Here is a 14600-nt window from a genome sequence, read left to right on the forward strand (position 1 = left end):
GAGAATGACATGAGCAGCAAGATCAGCAGCAAGATGGGTGGCAAGAGCAGGGGGGCGGGCCAGGCTGGCCCGATACACCGCGGCGGCAGCATCGCCGTGACCGTACACGAACAGGATAGCGGGGTCATGGTCGTCAATGCCGCCGTCAGCCTGTACCGGGGGCTTGACGCGGATTGCCATAATTTCGATCCCGCCACCTGGGTAGCCGATCCCGCCATGCTGGTGGGCGTGCGCTGGACGGATGGCCGTGGCTGCACCGTGTTTTCCGACCTGGCGACGGGCAGCTACGTGGGGGTGTACGGCAATTTCCCCACCACCGCGCCCCAGTGCGTGACGGTGCAGGCAGGCTGCAGCGCCGTGCTGTGCTTCAAGCCCCACCTCAATCCGCAGGTGGGGCTGGCATTCGAGACGCCCGAATGCCAGCCCAGCGATTGCAATTTCGGCAGGGTGGGCGACCGCGCCGTGGCAAGCGTATCGTTTGACGGCGATCAAAGCGCCGATGGACGCGACCTGGTGCAGGTCCTGGCCGCCTCGCCGTGGGTGCCCCTGCGCGGCACGCCGAACGCGTTTTCCACGCCCGTGCGGCGCGCCGGCATGCACCGTTTCGCGGCGCAGATGATGTTGTCGCAGCGGCCGGAACTGCGCAGCGCCTTGCCCGTGCCTGAGGGACTGAGCCCGAACGCCATGCTGGCCGTGGATGCGGAATACGAGACGGAAGAGCGCCAGCCGCAGCCCATCTCCGGCAATGTGGGCGTGTCGCTGACGCGCACGGAAACGGAACCGACGGAAGACTTGCCGCTGTGGACCCTGATACGCAACAGCACCGAGGCGATGTCGTTTACGAATTACCTGCATTTCATGGACAGCCTGTTTTGCGGCGACCTGGCCAATGTGCGCGGCTTCGAGCAGGAGCGCTTCGTCAAGAAGGCCGACATGTTCCAGCAGCTCAAGCAGCGCCGCGCGCTGCCATTCTCGGATTCGGATTCCTACCGCGTGCTGAAAGTGGCGACGGAAGCGTTCGTGATGGTCAATTGCGGCGTGCTGAACCAGCCGCTGGCCTTCAATCCGGCCGAGGACAACGCCTACCTGGACCGGCGCGACATCCCGCAGGGACGCGACCTGGAAACCGTGCTGCGCAATGATTACCTGGAAAACATCGACGGCTTCCAGACCTTGCCGTATTTGGCCGTGATCCGCCGCAAGCTGCCCGACATCCCCATCAGCATCCCGCGGGGCCAGGAAGGCGAAGTCGACCTGTGCTTTGGCATCATTCAGGAAAAGCTGGCCAATCCTTGCCTGCTGGAACTGATCTGGTCGTACTGGCATGAAGAAGGCATGCTGGTGCAAACCATGAATGCCATCACGCAGCGTTTCCAGAACCTGCGCGCATCCGGCGCCGGCCTCGATCCCCTGTCGAACACGGAAATCGACATGCTGCGCCCCCTGAATAACTTGCTGTGGGGATACACGCAAGATGAGCAGCACCGGCTGACCGTGGTGCGCCGCAACTACGAGTACGACCACCATTACGGCGTGCGGCTCGATGGCAAGGCGGTGCAGCATTTCCGGCCGGCCGACAGCCGCTCGAAATTCCTGGAAGCCTTTCACCATTTGCTGCGCCTGCTGACCTCGTTCTACAAGCAGGATGACGACACCACCGTCAAGGCGGATGCCTTCCCCGTGCTGAATGCCTTGAAGGAAATCCACCTGATCCTGTCGCAGGGCGCGCACAACCAGTTCGGCGACTTGCCGTCGACGGCGCGCATCGAGATGCTGATGCAGCAATGGATGCTGGCGCGGCCCGAGTTCCGCGAATTTTTGCCCACGCGCGTGATGGTGGCGTATCCGGAACCGTGGATGGACCGCGTTGATGCCATGAAGAAACTGCAAGGCTGGACCGATACGAGCGTGATGCATTTCCGCAACCTGGCCATCTTTGGCGAGCAATTGCTGCTCTCCGTGCGCTACGGCAACTGGAGCGATATCTATGAACCCACGCAAGCCTTCAACTGGGCGCGTTTCTGGCGTCCGCAAGTGCAGGGCTATATCCACGGCTACCGCGCCGCCACCGGGGTGGATTTGTCCGTCGACAGCAGCGACCCGGTGGTCGAAGCGACGATGCCCTCGGTGTTGCTGCGCCAGCGCCTGAGCCAGCAGCTGCGCAGCGTCTAGGGCGGGGGCGGGGCGCGTGCATGCTCGACTTTACCAGTGCCCTGTACCTGGGCATGCGCCATCCGGCGGCCGCGCTGGCGCCATGGAGCAGCTTGAGCCTGGGCCAGCCGGCGGCGCTGCGCGAGCCGCCGGGCGCGCAGGCGCTGGCAGCAAGCCTGGCGGTGCTGCAAGGTTGCGAGGCGGCTTGCGTGCTGCCGTCGACCCTGCACCTGTTCTGGGACCTGTTCGGCATGCTGGCTGCCGAGCGGCTCGTGATCCTCATCGATGGCGGCAGCTACGCCATCGCCCGCTGGGGCGCCGAGCGGGCGCGGGCGCTGGGCTTGCCGCTGCGTTTGTTTCCCAGCGGCGAGATGGGAACATTGCGGCGCCTGGTGGCGGCCTGGGGCAGGCAAGGGCGGCGTCCCTTGATCCTGGCCGATGGCTATGTGCCTGGCAGCGAGCAGGCCTTGCCGCTGGCCGCCTATGCGGCCCTGGCGCGCCAGGGGGGCGGCTATCTGCTGCTGGACGATACACAGGTGCTGGGCGTGATGGGCGCGTCCGGCGGCGGTTCGGCGCGGCTGCATCGCTTGCCGGGCGGCTACGACAAGGCGGGCGGCCACCTGATCGTCGGCGCCTCGCTGGCCAAGGGTTTTGGCGTGCCGCTCGCCGTGCTGGCAGGCAGCGGCGCCCTGCTGCGGCGCTTCGAAGCGCACAGCCAGACGCGCGTGCATGCCAGCCCGCCCTCGGCCGCCGTGCTGGCGGCGGCGCGGCGGGCGCTGGTGCTCAATGCGCGGCACGGCGACGTCCTGCGCGTCAGGCTGGCGGACAGGGTGGCGCAATGGCGCAGCGGAATGGCGGCTGCCGGCATCGCTTGCCGGGGCGGCAGCTTCCCCGTGCAGCGCCTGCCCGGACGCGCCCACTTGCAGCCAGCCTTGCGCGCGGCTGGCGTGCTGGCGCTGGCGCAAGCGGGGGAAGGCCCCGGGGCGCTGACTTTTCTGCTGCGGGCCGACCAGGCGCCCGGGCAACTGCAACAGGCAATGGACTTGCTTGAACATCACACGAGGAGGCGATATGAACGAAGCGTTTGAAATGCTGCCCTTTGCGGGGCTGCCAACAGGGGCCGGCGAGCAGGAGTGGCTGGGGGAATGGTCGCAGGAGTGGTCGCAGGAATGGCAAGGGGAGGACGAAGCCGAGGCCGAATGGGAGGGCGAACGCCCGCGTCCCGGTAGCGCTCGCGGCGCCATGCGCGGCGGCGGGCTGCGCGCGCGGCCGCCCTTGCGCGGACAGCGCCGTCCCGCGCCGCCGCGCTACCAGGGGCAGGGCCGCCGGCCGCCCCGCTATGCTGCCCAGCCCTTGCCCTATCTGCCGCCGCGCTACCGGGGCTGGGGCGGCTATCCCGCCATTTATCCCACGCTGTATCCCGCGCCCTATCCCGTGGCGGAACCGGCTTTTGGCGACCAGCAGGAGCCGGATGCGGACCAGGGGCTGGACCAGGGGCAGGACGACGGCCAGCAGCAGGGCGAGATCCCGCCCACCCTGGCCGGCACCATGGGCCGGGTGCCGGAAGCGGCCGCCCTGAATTACCTGGCGCTGGGGACGCTGGCCAATGCCCTGCTTGACCCGAATGGCCGGGGGCCGGGCATGTACGTGATCGAATTCGATGCGGGCGGGCGGCGCCGCGCCTACAGCGGCCAGACGGACGATCTGCACCGGCGTTTGCTGCAGCACCGGCTGTGCGGCCAGATGATGGGCGTGGACCTGAGCGGGCACCAGGTGTACGTGGCGCCCCTGTCCTCGGCGGCGCAGCGGCGGCGCATCGAGCAGCGCATCCACGACGACATGTTTGCCAACCAGCGCGGCGTGCTGACCAACCAGCGGCGCGAACTGGAACTGGCCGTGCTCGGTGAAATGTGGAGCTGACGATAGCACCTTGATAACTGCGAAGGAGAGCATCATGCACCAACTCGAATGCGCATGCGCGCAATGCCGGCAACGGGCCGGCGCCGCGTTTGAAGTGCTGGAATTCGGCCGGGACTGGCCCGGCAAGGGCACGGCGCCGGCCGTCTTCGGCGAAGAGGAGGAATTGCAGCTGGCCATGGAATTGCTGGAAGTGGCCAGCGAGGAGGAACTCGAGCAGTTTCTCGGCAATGTCTTCAAGAGCGTGTGGAAGGGCGTCAAGAAGGTGGGATCCACCATCGCCAAGGTGGCCAAGCCCCTGGGCGGGGCCTTGAAGGCCGTGGCCAAGACGGCCTTGCCCTTTGTCGGCGGCGCCCTCGGCTCGATGATCCCGATACCGGGCGTGGGCACGGCGCTGGGCTCGGCCCTGGGGCGCGCGGCCAGCAATGCGCTGGAGCTGGAAATGGCAGCCGAGGCGCCGGCCGACCGCGAACTGGAGATGGCGCGCCGTTTCGTGCGCATCGCGGGACAGGCGGCCCGCCTGGCGGCCGACGGCGATGGCAGTGCGCGCGCCGTGGAAAGCGCGCTGACGCGGGCCCTGCACCAGCAATTGCCGCATTTCCGCTCGCCTGCGCCGCAGCAGGAGGAGGAAAGCGGGCGCTGGCGCCGGCGCGGCAACCGCATCGTCGTCATGGGCGACTGGAACTGAGCGCAGGGAGGCGGCCATGGCGCTGGTCATCGATAGCCACTGCCACGCCGGTCCTGGCGACGGCTTGAGCGGACCGTGGGACAGCGATGCGCCGCTCGATGCTTATCTGCGCCGCGCCCAGGCGGCCGGCATCGCCCGCAGCGTGCTGTTCGCCACCTTTCACTCCGATTACGCGATCGCCAACCACGGCGTGGCGCGCCTGGTCGCTGCCGATCCCCGGCGTTTTTACGGCTTTGCCTTCGTGCATGCGCGGCGCGACCGGGGCCGCATCCAGGACTTGCTGCGCACGGCCGTCGAGCGCTACGGCTTTGTCGGCATCAAGGCGCACCGGTTCGATGCGCGCATCAGCGGCGAAGTGTGCGATGCGGCCCGCTTCTTCGGCTTGCCCGTGCTGTACGACCCGGCCGGCGAAGTGGCCGTGGCCGAACTGCTGGCGCAGCAGTATCCCGACGTCAACTTCATCCTGCCCCACCTGGGCAGCTTCGGCGACGACTGGGCGGCCCAGCTGGCGCTGATCGATCACCTGGTTCGTCACGCGAATATCTACACGGACAGCTCGGGCGTGCGCCGTTTCGACTTGCTGCGGCAGGCCGTGCGGCGCGCGGGGCCGCACAAGGTCTTGTTCGGCTCGGATGGCCCCTGGCTGCATCCGGGGCTGGAATTGCACAAGATTGAGCTGCTGGGCTTGCCGTCGCTGGATATGGCGCTGATCACGGGAGGCAATTTTTTGCGGCTGGCGGGACTGGCTTGAGGCAGATCAAAGCGCGGCTGGCGAGGCCGGCAAGGCGGCTGCAGCCGCTTGCGTCGCGCAGGCAGCCGCCTTGCGGCGTATCTGCAGGGCGCGGTCCGTCACGCCCAGGCGGGCGGCGGCGCGCTGGTTGTTGCCGTGTTCATCGGCCAGCACCAGGCGGATGGCCATGTCGGTGGCGCAGCGCGTGATGTGCGACAGCTTGCAGCCCTGGGCCAGGGCGCGCCGCACGGCCGCCTCGAAGTGCTGGTCGGGCCACAGCGGCGCCAGCAGCCGTTCTTCGGGGGGCAGGGCGCCGATGGTGATGGGGCCGGGGCCGCAATGGCGGTGCCAGATGCGCGTGACGGTCTGGCGCAGTTCGCGCACATTGCCCGGATAGTCGCGCAGCAGCAAATATTCGCGCACGGCGGCGTCCAGCGGCGGCGCGGGGCGTTGCGCCAGTTCGGCCAGGAAATGGCGGGCCAGGGGCAGGATATCGTCCTGGCGTTCGCGCAGGGGCGGCGCCTGGCAACGCCAGCCGGCGATACGGTAGTACAGGTCGGCGCGGAAGGCGCCGCGCGCCACTTCGTCTTCCAGTTCGCGGTTGGTGGCGCAGACGAGGCGAAACTGGGTTGGCTGCCAGGTATTGCCGCCCACGCGCTTGTATTTGCGCTCCTGGATGGCGCGCAGCAGCTGCGCCTGCAGGGGCAGCGGCAGTTCGCCCACTTCGTCGAGAAACAGCACGCCGCCGTCCGCCAGGGCGAAAGCGCCGTCGCGCGCGCCAGACGCGCCCGTAAAGGCGCCCCGTTCATGGCCGAACAGTTCGCTGCCGGCCAGGTCCGGCGACAGGGTGGTGCAGTCGAGAATGGTGAAGTCGCCGCTGCAGTTGCCGAGGCGGTGGACCAGTTGCGCCAATAAATCCTTGCCCGTGCCCGTCTCGCCCGTGATCAGCACGGAGGCCTGGCTGAAGGCGGCCATTTCCACCACCTGGTGCAGCAAGGTGGTCCAGGCCGCGCTGTCGCCCACCAATTGCCGGCGCACGGCGCTGGATGCCAGCAGCTGCGCCACGGCTTGCCAGCGCTGCAGGCGCGCCAGCACCGGGGCCGCATCGGCGCCGCCGGCTGGCCACAGCAGCACATCGCGTGCGCCAGCGGCCATCAGGGCTCGCTGTTGCGCGCAGCTGGGGGACTGGCCGCAGGCGGCAATGGCCAGCACGCGGGCATGGCCGCACAGCGCCGGCAGCGCTTGCAGCAGCGCCGCATCGGCCTCGGCAAACAACACGATGCCCGCGCCGTCTTCTTCACCATCGTGCCGCCGGGCTACAGTTACCTGAGCCTGCTTCAATGCCGTCATCAGCAAGGCGCCACTGCCAGCCGCCGCCTGCTGCACGATTTCCAGCCACACCTTGAGCGTCATATGCCAGCCATCACGAGGGCACGAGTCGCCCATCTTAGAAGCCCGATACCCCAGCCATTTGATCTGGCGCAAGCGTGCGCGGGAGGCACACAATGAAAAACGCCGCCTGACTCACATCAGGCGGCGCTATTAATGAAGTTCAACGAACGTCACGAGAGTGCCTAGAAACGTTCAGGGCAAGGCGCGTTGCCGAAGACAGTACGAATAGTACGGCGAGGCAATGCAACGCCGCCATGGACGTTTTCTAGGTGCTCTAGTCCTGACGAACGCAGTCGACGAAATAGCCGCGCTTGCCATCGACTTCGCGTTTCACGAGACCATGCACATCCGTCTCGAAGCCGGGGAAGCGCTCGTTGAAGTCGCGCGCGAAGCGCAGGTAGTCGACGATGGTCTTGTTGAAGCGCTCGCCCGGGATCAGCAGCGGGATGCCCGGTGGATACGGCGTCAGCAGGATGGACGTGATGCGGCCTTCCAGTTCGTCGATGGCCACGCGCTCGATTTCGCGGTGCGCCATCTTGGCGAACGCGTCCGACGGCTTCATGGCCGGGATCATGTCCGACAGATACATTTCCGTCGTCAAGCGCGCCACGTCGTAGGCCTTGTAGAAATCGTGGATTTGCTGGCACAGGTCGCGCAAGCCCATTTTTTCGTAGCGTGGGTTGGCCGCCGCAAATTCCGGCAGGATGCGCCACATCGGCTGGTTCTTGTCGTAGTCGTCCTTGAACTGCTGCAAGGCCGTCAGCAGGGTATTCCAGCGGCCCTTGGTGATGCCGATGGTAAACATGATGAAGAACGAGTACAGGCCGCATTTTTCAATGATGACGCCGTGCTCGGCCAGGTATTTGGTGACGATGGACGCGGGGATGCCCGTGTCGCCGAACTGGCCGTCCAGCGACAGGCCAGGGTTGACGATGGTCGCCTTGATCGGGTCGAGCATGTTGAAGCCGGGAGCCAGGTCGCCGAAGCCGTGCCAGTCATCCTCGGCGCGTATCATCCAGTCTTCCTGCTGGCCCATGCCTTCGTCGTTGAAGCTGGACGGGCCCCACACCTGGAACCACCAGTCCTGGCCCCATTCCTGGTCGATCTTCTTCATGGCGCGGCGGAAATCGAGCGCTTCCATGATCGATTCTTCCACCAGGGCCGTGCCGCCCGGCGCTTCCATCATGGCCGCGGCCACGTCGCACGAGGCGATGATGGAATACTGCGGCGAAGTCGAGGTGTGCATCAGGTAAGCCTCGTTGAAGGCGTCCTGGTCCAGCTTGACCGTATCCGATTCGCGCACGAGGATTTGCGAGGCCTGCGACAGGCCGGCCAGCAATTTGTGCGTGGACTGGGTCGAGAAGATCATCGATTCCTTGGCGCGCGGACGGTCCTTGCCGATGGCATGCATATTCTTGTAGAAATCGTGGAAGGTGGCGTGCGGCAGCCATGCTTCATCGAAGTGCAGGGTGTCGATCTTGCCGTCGAGCATTTCGCGCAGGGTTTCCACGTTGTAGATCACGCCATCGTAGGTCGATTGCGTGATGGTCAGAATGCGCGGCTTCTTGTTCTTCGCTTCGCGCGCGAACGGGTTCGCCTCGATCTTGCGGGCAATGCTTTCCGGCGTGAATTCGTGCAGCGGGATGGGGCCGATGATGCCCAGGTGATTGCGTGTCGGCATCAGGAACACGGGAATCGCGCCGCACATGATGATCGAGTGCAAGATTGACTTGTGGCAATTGCGGTCGACGACGACGATATCGCCGGGCGCCACGGTCGAGTGCCACACCATCTTGTTCGAGGTCGACGTGCCGTTGGTGACGAAATAGCAATGGTCGGCATTGAAGATGCGCGCCGCATTGCGTTCGGACGCGGCGACGGGACCCGTATGGTCGAGCAGCTGGCCCAGTTCCTCGACGGCGTTGCAGACGTCGGCGCGCAGCATGTTTTCACCGAAGAACTGGTGGAACATCTGGCCGATCGGCGACTTCAGGAACGCCACGCCGCCCGAGTGGCCGGGGCAGTGCCACGAGTAGGAGCCGTCGTTGGCGTAGTGCACCAGCGCGCGGAAGAACGGCGGCGACAGGCCATCGAGGTAGGATTTCGCTTCGCGGATGATGTGGCGCGCGACGAATTCCGGCGTATCTTCGAACATGTGGATGAAACCATGCAGTTCGCGCAGGATATCGTTGGGGATGTGGCGCGAGGTGCGCGTTTCGCCATACAGATAAATCGGGATGTCGGCGTTCTTGTAGCGGATTTCCTCGACGAAGGCGCGCAGCGATTTCAAGGCATGGTCAGTTTCCTCGATGGAACCGCCGCCGAATTCTTCATCGTCGATCGACAGCACGAAGGCTGACGCGCGCGATTGTTGCTGGGCAAATTGCGACAGATCGCCGTAGCTGGTCACGCCCAGCACTTCCATGCCTTCTTTTTCCATTGCGGCGGCAAGGGCGCGAATGCCCAGGCCGGACGTATTTTCAGAACGGAAATCCTCGTCAATGATGACGATGGGGAAACGAAATTTCATGCATGTCTCCAAAAAAGCAAGCCGCCCCTGACAGATGTGGAGGGGCGGACTAGGGCGCGACGGTCAGGCGGTGGTACAACCCGGCAGCCGCAGAAAAAAAATAAGAACGGGATTCTCGCAGAAATGCGGCGTCTGCGGGAAAAAAATATCAGCCCTCAGCCTCACAAGCTTGCGCTAGCGTGACGCATGGGTGTGACAGGGGTATTACAGCAACATTCTGTCAATAACTATCAACCTTATCAGGCTTTGCGTTCCAGCGTGACAAAGGCGTAAGGCAGGCCGGATTTCTCCGATACATGCGCCTCGCGCGCGGTTTCTTGCCACAGAGCATGGTCCACGGCAGGGAAAAACGCATCGCAATCAAAGCTCTTGCCGATTTCCGTGACGATCAAGCGCTGTGTCAGGGGCAATGCTTGCCGGTAAATCTCGGCGCCGCCGATGACATAGCCTTCGGCGCCGTCCAGCAGGGCGATGGCCGCTTCCACCGACGGCACCGCTTCCACGCCTTCATGGCGCCAGTCGGCATTGCGCGTGATGACGATGTTGCGGCGGTTCGGCAGCGGCCGGCCGATGGAATCGAAGGTCTTGCGGCCCATGAGGATGGGGTGGCCCGTCGTCAAACGCTTGAAGTGCGCGAGGTCTTCCGGCAATTTCCACGGCAAGGTATTGTTGATGCCGATGCCGCCTTGCTGGTCGGTGGCGACGATGATGGTCAAATGGCTCATTGCTTCTGTCAAAGTAGTTGGGGCGGGGCCCGATGCCCGTCATTATCGTTGAAATTGCCGGCAGCCTCCAGATGCGCACGCATGGCATCGGCCAGCGCACCCGGCGCTTCCAGCGGAATCATGTGGCCGGTGTTGTCTTTTAGTAATGCCAGGGTGGCCTGCGGCAGGCGGGCGGCCATGGCGCGCAGGTCGTCGGGATGGACGAGCTTGTCGTCTTCGGCGCCCACGATCAGCACGGGGAAATCGAGTTCCGGCAGGCGCGCCATCAGGTCGGGACGGTCGATGGTGGTGAGAAATTGCGCCAGCAGCACGTCCTTGCCCAGGTCCAGCCCCATTTGCCGGATCAGGCCCGTGATGGCGGGATCGTCCAGGTGTGACGGGTGCAGCAGTTCGCGCAGGCGCTGGCGCGTGATGCCCGCATAGGCATTGCGCTCGAGCATGGCGACGATACGCTGGCGCGTTTCGATTTCCGCCGGCAGCAAACCTTTGGCCGAATTGGCGATCAAAGTGAGGGATTTCACACGCTGCGGGTGCGCCAGCGCGTGTTCGAGCGCCAGGTAGGCGCCCAACGAAAAGCCCACCAGGTGGGCTTGGGGCGCGCTGTGGCCGGCGATCAGCGCCTGCATCTGCGGGCGCGTGCGCGCCTCGTGCAAGGGCACATGCCGTAGATCAAAGGCGCCGCCCAGGGCAGGCGCCAGGCGCGACCACAGACGCTCGTCGCACAGGGTGCCGGGAATGCAGTCGAGTTGTATCTTGTTCAAGGACATCCCGGGTTCAAGTCGCTGATGGGGGTGAAAATTTTTGTCGAGCGGCATTATCCGTCATTTTGCGCATTAGGACAGCCGTTCGGTATTTTCCTCATGGCATTATTTTCAATAGTGCGCGGCTGACAAGCAGGAACTTTATGGTAGGCTCATGGCTCATCAAGCCGGCGTGCCGGCGGCGTGACTTGAAACACCGGATGCAACCCATTCATTACTAAATACTAAAGAGGAATTACCATGGCGATCAGTTTGCAAAAAGGCGGCAATGTCAACCTGAGCAAGGAAGCTCCCGGCTTGAAGAAAATCGTGATTGGCCTGGGCTGGGATCCGCGCGCCACCGATGGCGCCGCTTTCGACCTGGACGGCAGCGCCTTCCTGCTGAAAACGGACGGCAAGGTCCGTTCCGATGCTGATTTCATTTTTTACAACAATCTGAAGTCGGCTGACGGTTCCATCGTCCACGCGGGCGACAACACGACCGGTGGCGGCGATGGCGACGACGAGAAAATCGCCGTCGACCTGGCCAACGTGCCGGCCGACATCGACAAGATCGCCGTGGCCGTCACCATCCACGATGCGGAAAACCGCAAGCAGAACTTCGGCATGGTGGGCAAGGCTTACATCCGCTGCCTGAACGGCGACAACGGCACGGAAATCGCCCGCTACGACCTGTCGGAAGACGGCTCGACGGAAGCGGCCATGATCTTCGGCGAAATCTACCGCGCCGGCAGCGAATGGAAATTCAAGGCCATCGGCCAGGGTTTCAAAGGCGGCCTGGGCCCTCTGGCCCGCTCGTTCGGCATTAACGCTTAAGAGCTCCGGAAAACGGCCCATGGCGGCGTTGCGCCGCCTCGCCGTACTATTCGTACTGTCTTCGGACGACGCGCCTTGCCCTGAGCCGTTGTCCGAAGCTCCCACACCTGAATACATAATCCCATGGAAAACCTGATCAAGGGGCAGCGCCTGGCGCTGTCCGGCCTCGTCACGGGCAATGTCGTGCAGCTGGGGCTCGCCAGTGCCGGCGTGGCGCTGGACTTTGCCTGTTTCGGCCTCGATGCCGCCGGTAAACTGTCCGACGACCGCTACATGACGTTCTTTAACCAGCCGCGCACGCCGTGCGGCGGCGTGGAAACCTCGGCGCCGTCCGGCGATGCGGCCGGCTTCAGCTACCAGCTGGACCGTTTGCCTGCATCCATCGAGCGCCTCGTCGTCACTGCCGCCATCGATGGCGCGGCCACCATGGCGCAGCTGGGCAGCAGCTACCTGCGCCTGCTGGACGGCGGGCGCGAACTGGCCCGCTTCGCCTTTGCCGGGCCTGATTTTGCACAGGAAAAAGCCGTCATGCTGGGCGAGTTCTACCGCAAGGACGGCGGCTGGCGCTTCATGGCCGTGGGCCAGGGTTTTAACGGCGGCCTGGACGCGCTGGTCGCCCATTTCGGCGGCGAAGTGGCCGAGGCCGCGCCAGAGCCTGCGGCGGCGAAGATTTCCTTGTCGAAAATTTCGCTGACCAAGGCGGGGCAGACGCACAAGGTCTCGCTGGAAAAGGGCGCGGGCGCGCCGAGCAAACTCACCGTCAAGGCCACCTGGGTCGATAACGGCGACGGCGACGACGATAACGACGACCTCGACCTGCGCGTGGGCATCCTCTTGCCGAATGGCCAGATGCGCTTCATCCAGGCACCGGACACGGCCGGGAACTTCGACAGCATGCCTTTCGTGCGCCACCTGGGCGACGTGGCGGGCGCGGCGGGCAAGGAGCCGGCCACGGAAACAGTGGAAGTCAATCCTGCGCTGGCGCAACATTACGGCGGCACGGTGGGCCTCGTCTTCAGCGTGTATTCGGCGGTGGCCAATGGCGCCGTCTCGGTCGCGTCCATGCGGCCGAAGATGGTGATGCAATATGGCCAGCAGATCGTCGAGTGCGACTTCGATTTCCGCCTGTCCAAGGCGGCCGACGACGATTCCGTCTACACCTATGTGATCGGCATGGCGCGCGTCACGCCCGACAGCATCATCCTGGAACCGTCCGGCAAGACGTCCGAGCCCGGCAGCGAAGCGACGCCGTGGCTGAGCTGGCAGGGCGAGAACCTGCAACTGGCCTTCAACGGTCCCGTCGTCTTCAAGGGCGAGGACAAGGAAGACGAAGATGATTGCAATGCCGATAACCCGCGCCGCTATATCGCCTAGGAGATACTGATGGAAACCTTGTCCAAGGGACAGCGCTTGCCGCTGGCCAATCTCGTTCCCGATGGCGTCTTGCAGGTCGGCGTCGCCGCCCAGGGCCTGGCGCTCGACGTGGCCTGTTTCGGCCTCGATGCGGCCGGCAAACTGTCCGACGAGCGCTACATGACCTTTTTCAACCAGCCGCGCACGCCGTGCGGCGGCGTGGAAGCGCGCGCGGGCAGCGGTGGCGACATGGCCGAGTTTGCCTTGCAGCTGGCGCGCTTGCCGGCCGGAATCGACCGCCTTGTCGTGACGGCGTCCATCGATGGCGGCGGCGTGATGTCGCAGCTGCAAGCCGGCCACGTGCGCCTGCAGGCGGGCGGGCGCGAGCTGGCACGCTTTGCCTTTGCCGGGTCTGATTTTGCGCAAGAAAAAGCCGTCATGCTGGCAGAAATTTACCGCAAGGATGGCGGCTGGCGCTGCATGGCCGTGGGGCAAGGTTTCAACGGGGGACTCGATGCGCTGGTGCGCCACTTCGGCGGCGAAGTCGACCAGGCCGCTTCTGCTGCCCCTGCCGCGCCTGCAGCCGCCTCTGCCGTCATGCAGGCAAAGATCAACCTGGAAAAGCGCGTCGAACGCGAGGCGCCGCAACTGGTCAGCCTGGTCAAGCAGGCGGGCGTGTCCCTGCAAAAAGTGGGCCTGCTTGACCACCGCGCCAAGGTGTGTCTGTGCCTCGATATTTCCGGTTCCATGGGACGGCTATATAAAGAGGGGCTGGTGCAGCGCTTTGCCGAGCGCATCCTGGCTTTGGGCTGCAAGTTCGACGACGATGGCGAGATCGATGTTTTTCTTTTTGGCAAGAACGTCCACCATCCGGCGCCGATGGCCTTGAGCAACTGCAATACCTACGTGAGCCAGGCCATACAGCGCCATCCGCTGGAAGGCGACACGCGCTATGGCGCCGCCATGCAGGCCATCCGCGCCTTTTATTTCCCGGACGCGGCAGGCGGCGAGCGCACGCGGCCCGTCGCGGCCGAGTTGCCCGTGTACGTGATGTTCGTGACCGATGGCGGCACCAGCGACCAGGCGACGACGGAAAAGCAATTGCGCTGGGCCAGCAATGAGCCCATCTTCTGGCAATTCATGGGCATCGGCAAGGGGCGCAAGTCGAAAAGCAAGTTCCTCGCCGCCTTTGCCGATTCCGACTTCCCGTTTCTGGAAAAGCTCGACGAACTGCAGGGGCGCCTGGTCGACAATGCCAATTACTTTTCCGTCAGCTCGCCCGACGAGCACAGCGATGCGGAACTGTATGATTTGTTGATGACGGAATATCCGGGCTGGCTGAAACTGGCGCGGGGGCAGGGCTTGCTGACTTAACGTAAAGATAGCGCAAAGGCAGGGCAAAGGTCATCGGATGAGGCTGTACGGCCACAAGTGCAAGAGATTTGTAAATTGAAGTAAATAACAATGGTTCGCATTTGCTTTGCTCCTTGCAATCGTGGCATGCTTGAACTGTGCCCACACATGTGCTCTCACGCTG

12 protein-coding genes are annotated in these 14600 nt (G+C 64.5%); 8 read left to right on the plus strand and 4 right to left on the minus strand.

Annotation, left to right across the window (positions count from 1 at the left end):
• The first annotated feature begins 9 nt into the window (after positions 1-9).
• The 5 genes from AC07X6_RS21435 to AC07X6_RS21455 are packed head-to-tail and all read left to right on the plus strand — an operon-like array spanning position 10 to position 5507.
• Positions 10-2172, plus strand: a complete 2163-nt coding sequence (locus tag AC07X6_RS21435) for a hypothetical protein (protein WP_494792301.1) — start codon at positions 10-12, stop codon at positions 2170-2172.
• 20 nt (positions 2173-2192) lie between these two features.
• Positions 2193-3239 (plus strand): PLP-dependent aminotransferase family protein, encoded by a 1047-nt coding sequence (locus AC07X6_RS21440; RefSeq protein WP_494792302.1) that lies wholly within the window; start codon positions 2193-2195, stop codon positions 3237-3239.
• The gene (locus AC07X6_RS21445; RefSeq protein WP_494792303.1) at positions 3223-4071 is read left to right on the plus strand and encodes a hypothetical protein; all 849 of its coding nucleotides are present in this window, start codon (positions 3223-3225) and stop codon (positions 4069-4071) included. Before AC07X6_RS21440 ends, AC07X6_RS21445 begins: the two co-directional genes overlap by 17 nt.
• Positions 4072-4105: 34 nt before the next feature.
• Positions 4106-4756: a hypothetical protein gene (locus AC07X6_RS21450; RefSeq protein WP_230539548.1), complete on the plus strand. Its 651-nt coding sequence runs from the start codon at positions 4106-4108 to the stop codon at positions 4754-4756.
• A gap of 16 nt (positions 4757-4772) precedes the next feature.
• Positions 4773-5507: an amidohydrolase family protein gene (locus tag AC07X6_RS21455; protein WP_494792304.1), complete on the plus strand. Its 735-nt coding sequence runs from the start codon at positions 4773-4775 to the stop codon at positions 5505-5507.
• Positions 5508-5513: 6 nt separating this feature from the next.
• On the opposite strand, the gene AC07X6_RS21460 is transcribed toward AC07X6_RS21455, so the two are convergent.
• From AC07X6_RS21460 to AC07X6_RS21475, 4 genes are all read right to left on the minus strand, one after another.
• A complete protein-coding gene (locus tag AC07X6_RS21460; RefSeq protein ID WP_494792305.1) occupies positions 5514-6899 on the minus strand; it encodes a sigma 54-interacting transcriptional regulator in 1386 nt (461 codons plus the stop codon).
• Positions 6900-7152: 253 nt separating this feature from the next.
• Positions 7153-9408: an Orn/Lys/Arg family decarboxylase gene (locus AC07X6_RS21465; RefSeq protein ID WP_474291656.1), complete on the minus strand. Its 2256-nt coding sequence runs from the start codon at positions 9406-9408 to the stop codon at positions 7153-7155.
• A gap of 239 nt (positions 9409-9647) precedes the next feature.
• The gene (locus tag AC07X6_RS21470; protein ID WP_494792306.1) at positions 9648-10133 is read right to left on the minus strand and encodes a dihydrofolate reductase; all 486 of its coding nucleotides are present in this window, start codon (positions 10131-10133) and stop codon (positions 9648-9650) included.
• An 8-nt stretch (positions 10134-10141) separates the two neighbouring features.
• The gene (locus AC07X6_RS21475; RefSeq protein ID WP_494792307.1) at positions 10142-10894 is read right to left on the minus strand and encodes an alpha/beta fold hydrolase; all 753 of its coding nucleotides are present in this window, start codon (positions 10892-10894) and stop codon (positions 10142-10144) included.
• Positions 10895-11134: 240 nt separating this feature from the next.
• Here AC07X6_RS21475 and AC07X6_RS21480 point away from each other — a divergent pair, with 240 nt between their 5' ends.
• From AC07X6_RS21480 to AC07X6_RS21490, 3 genes are all read left to right on the plus strand, one after another.
• The gene (locus AC07X6_RS21480) at positions 11135-11710 is read left to right on the plus strand and encodes a TerD family protein (protein ID WP_230539554.1); all 576 of its coding nucleotides are present in this window, start codon (positions 11135-11137) and stop codon (positions 11708-11710) included.
• A 123-nt stretch (positions 11711-11833) separates the two neighbouring features.
• Positions 11834-13084, plus strand: coding sequence for a TerD family protein (locus AC07X6_RS21485; RefSeq protein WP_230539555.1), 1251 nt, complete (start codon positions 11834-11836; stop codon positions 13082-13084).
• Between the two features lie 9 nt (positions 13085-13093).
• Complete coding sequence (locus tag AC07X6_RS21490; RefSeq protein ID WP_230539556.1) at positions 13094-14437, plus strand: VWA domain-containing protein; 1344 nt, start codon at positions 13094-13096, stop codon at positions 14435-14437.
• Positions 14438-14600 lie beyond the last annotated feature (163 nt).

The organism is Janthinobacterium sp. GW460-12-1-14-LB5 (assembly GCF_059423585.1).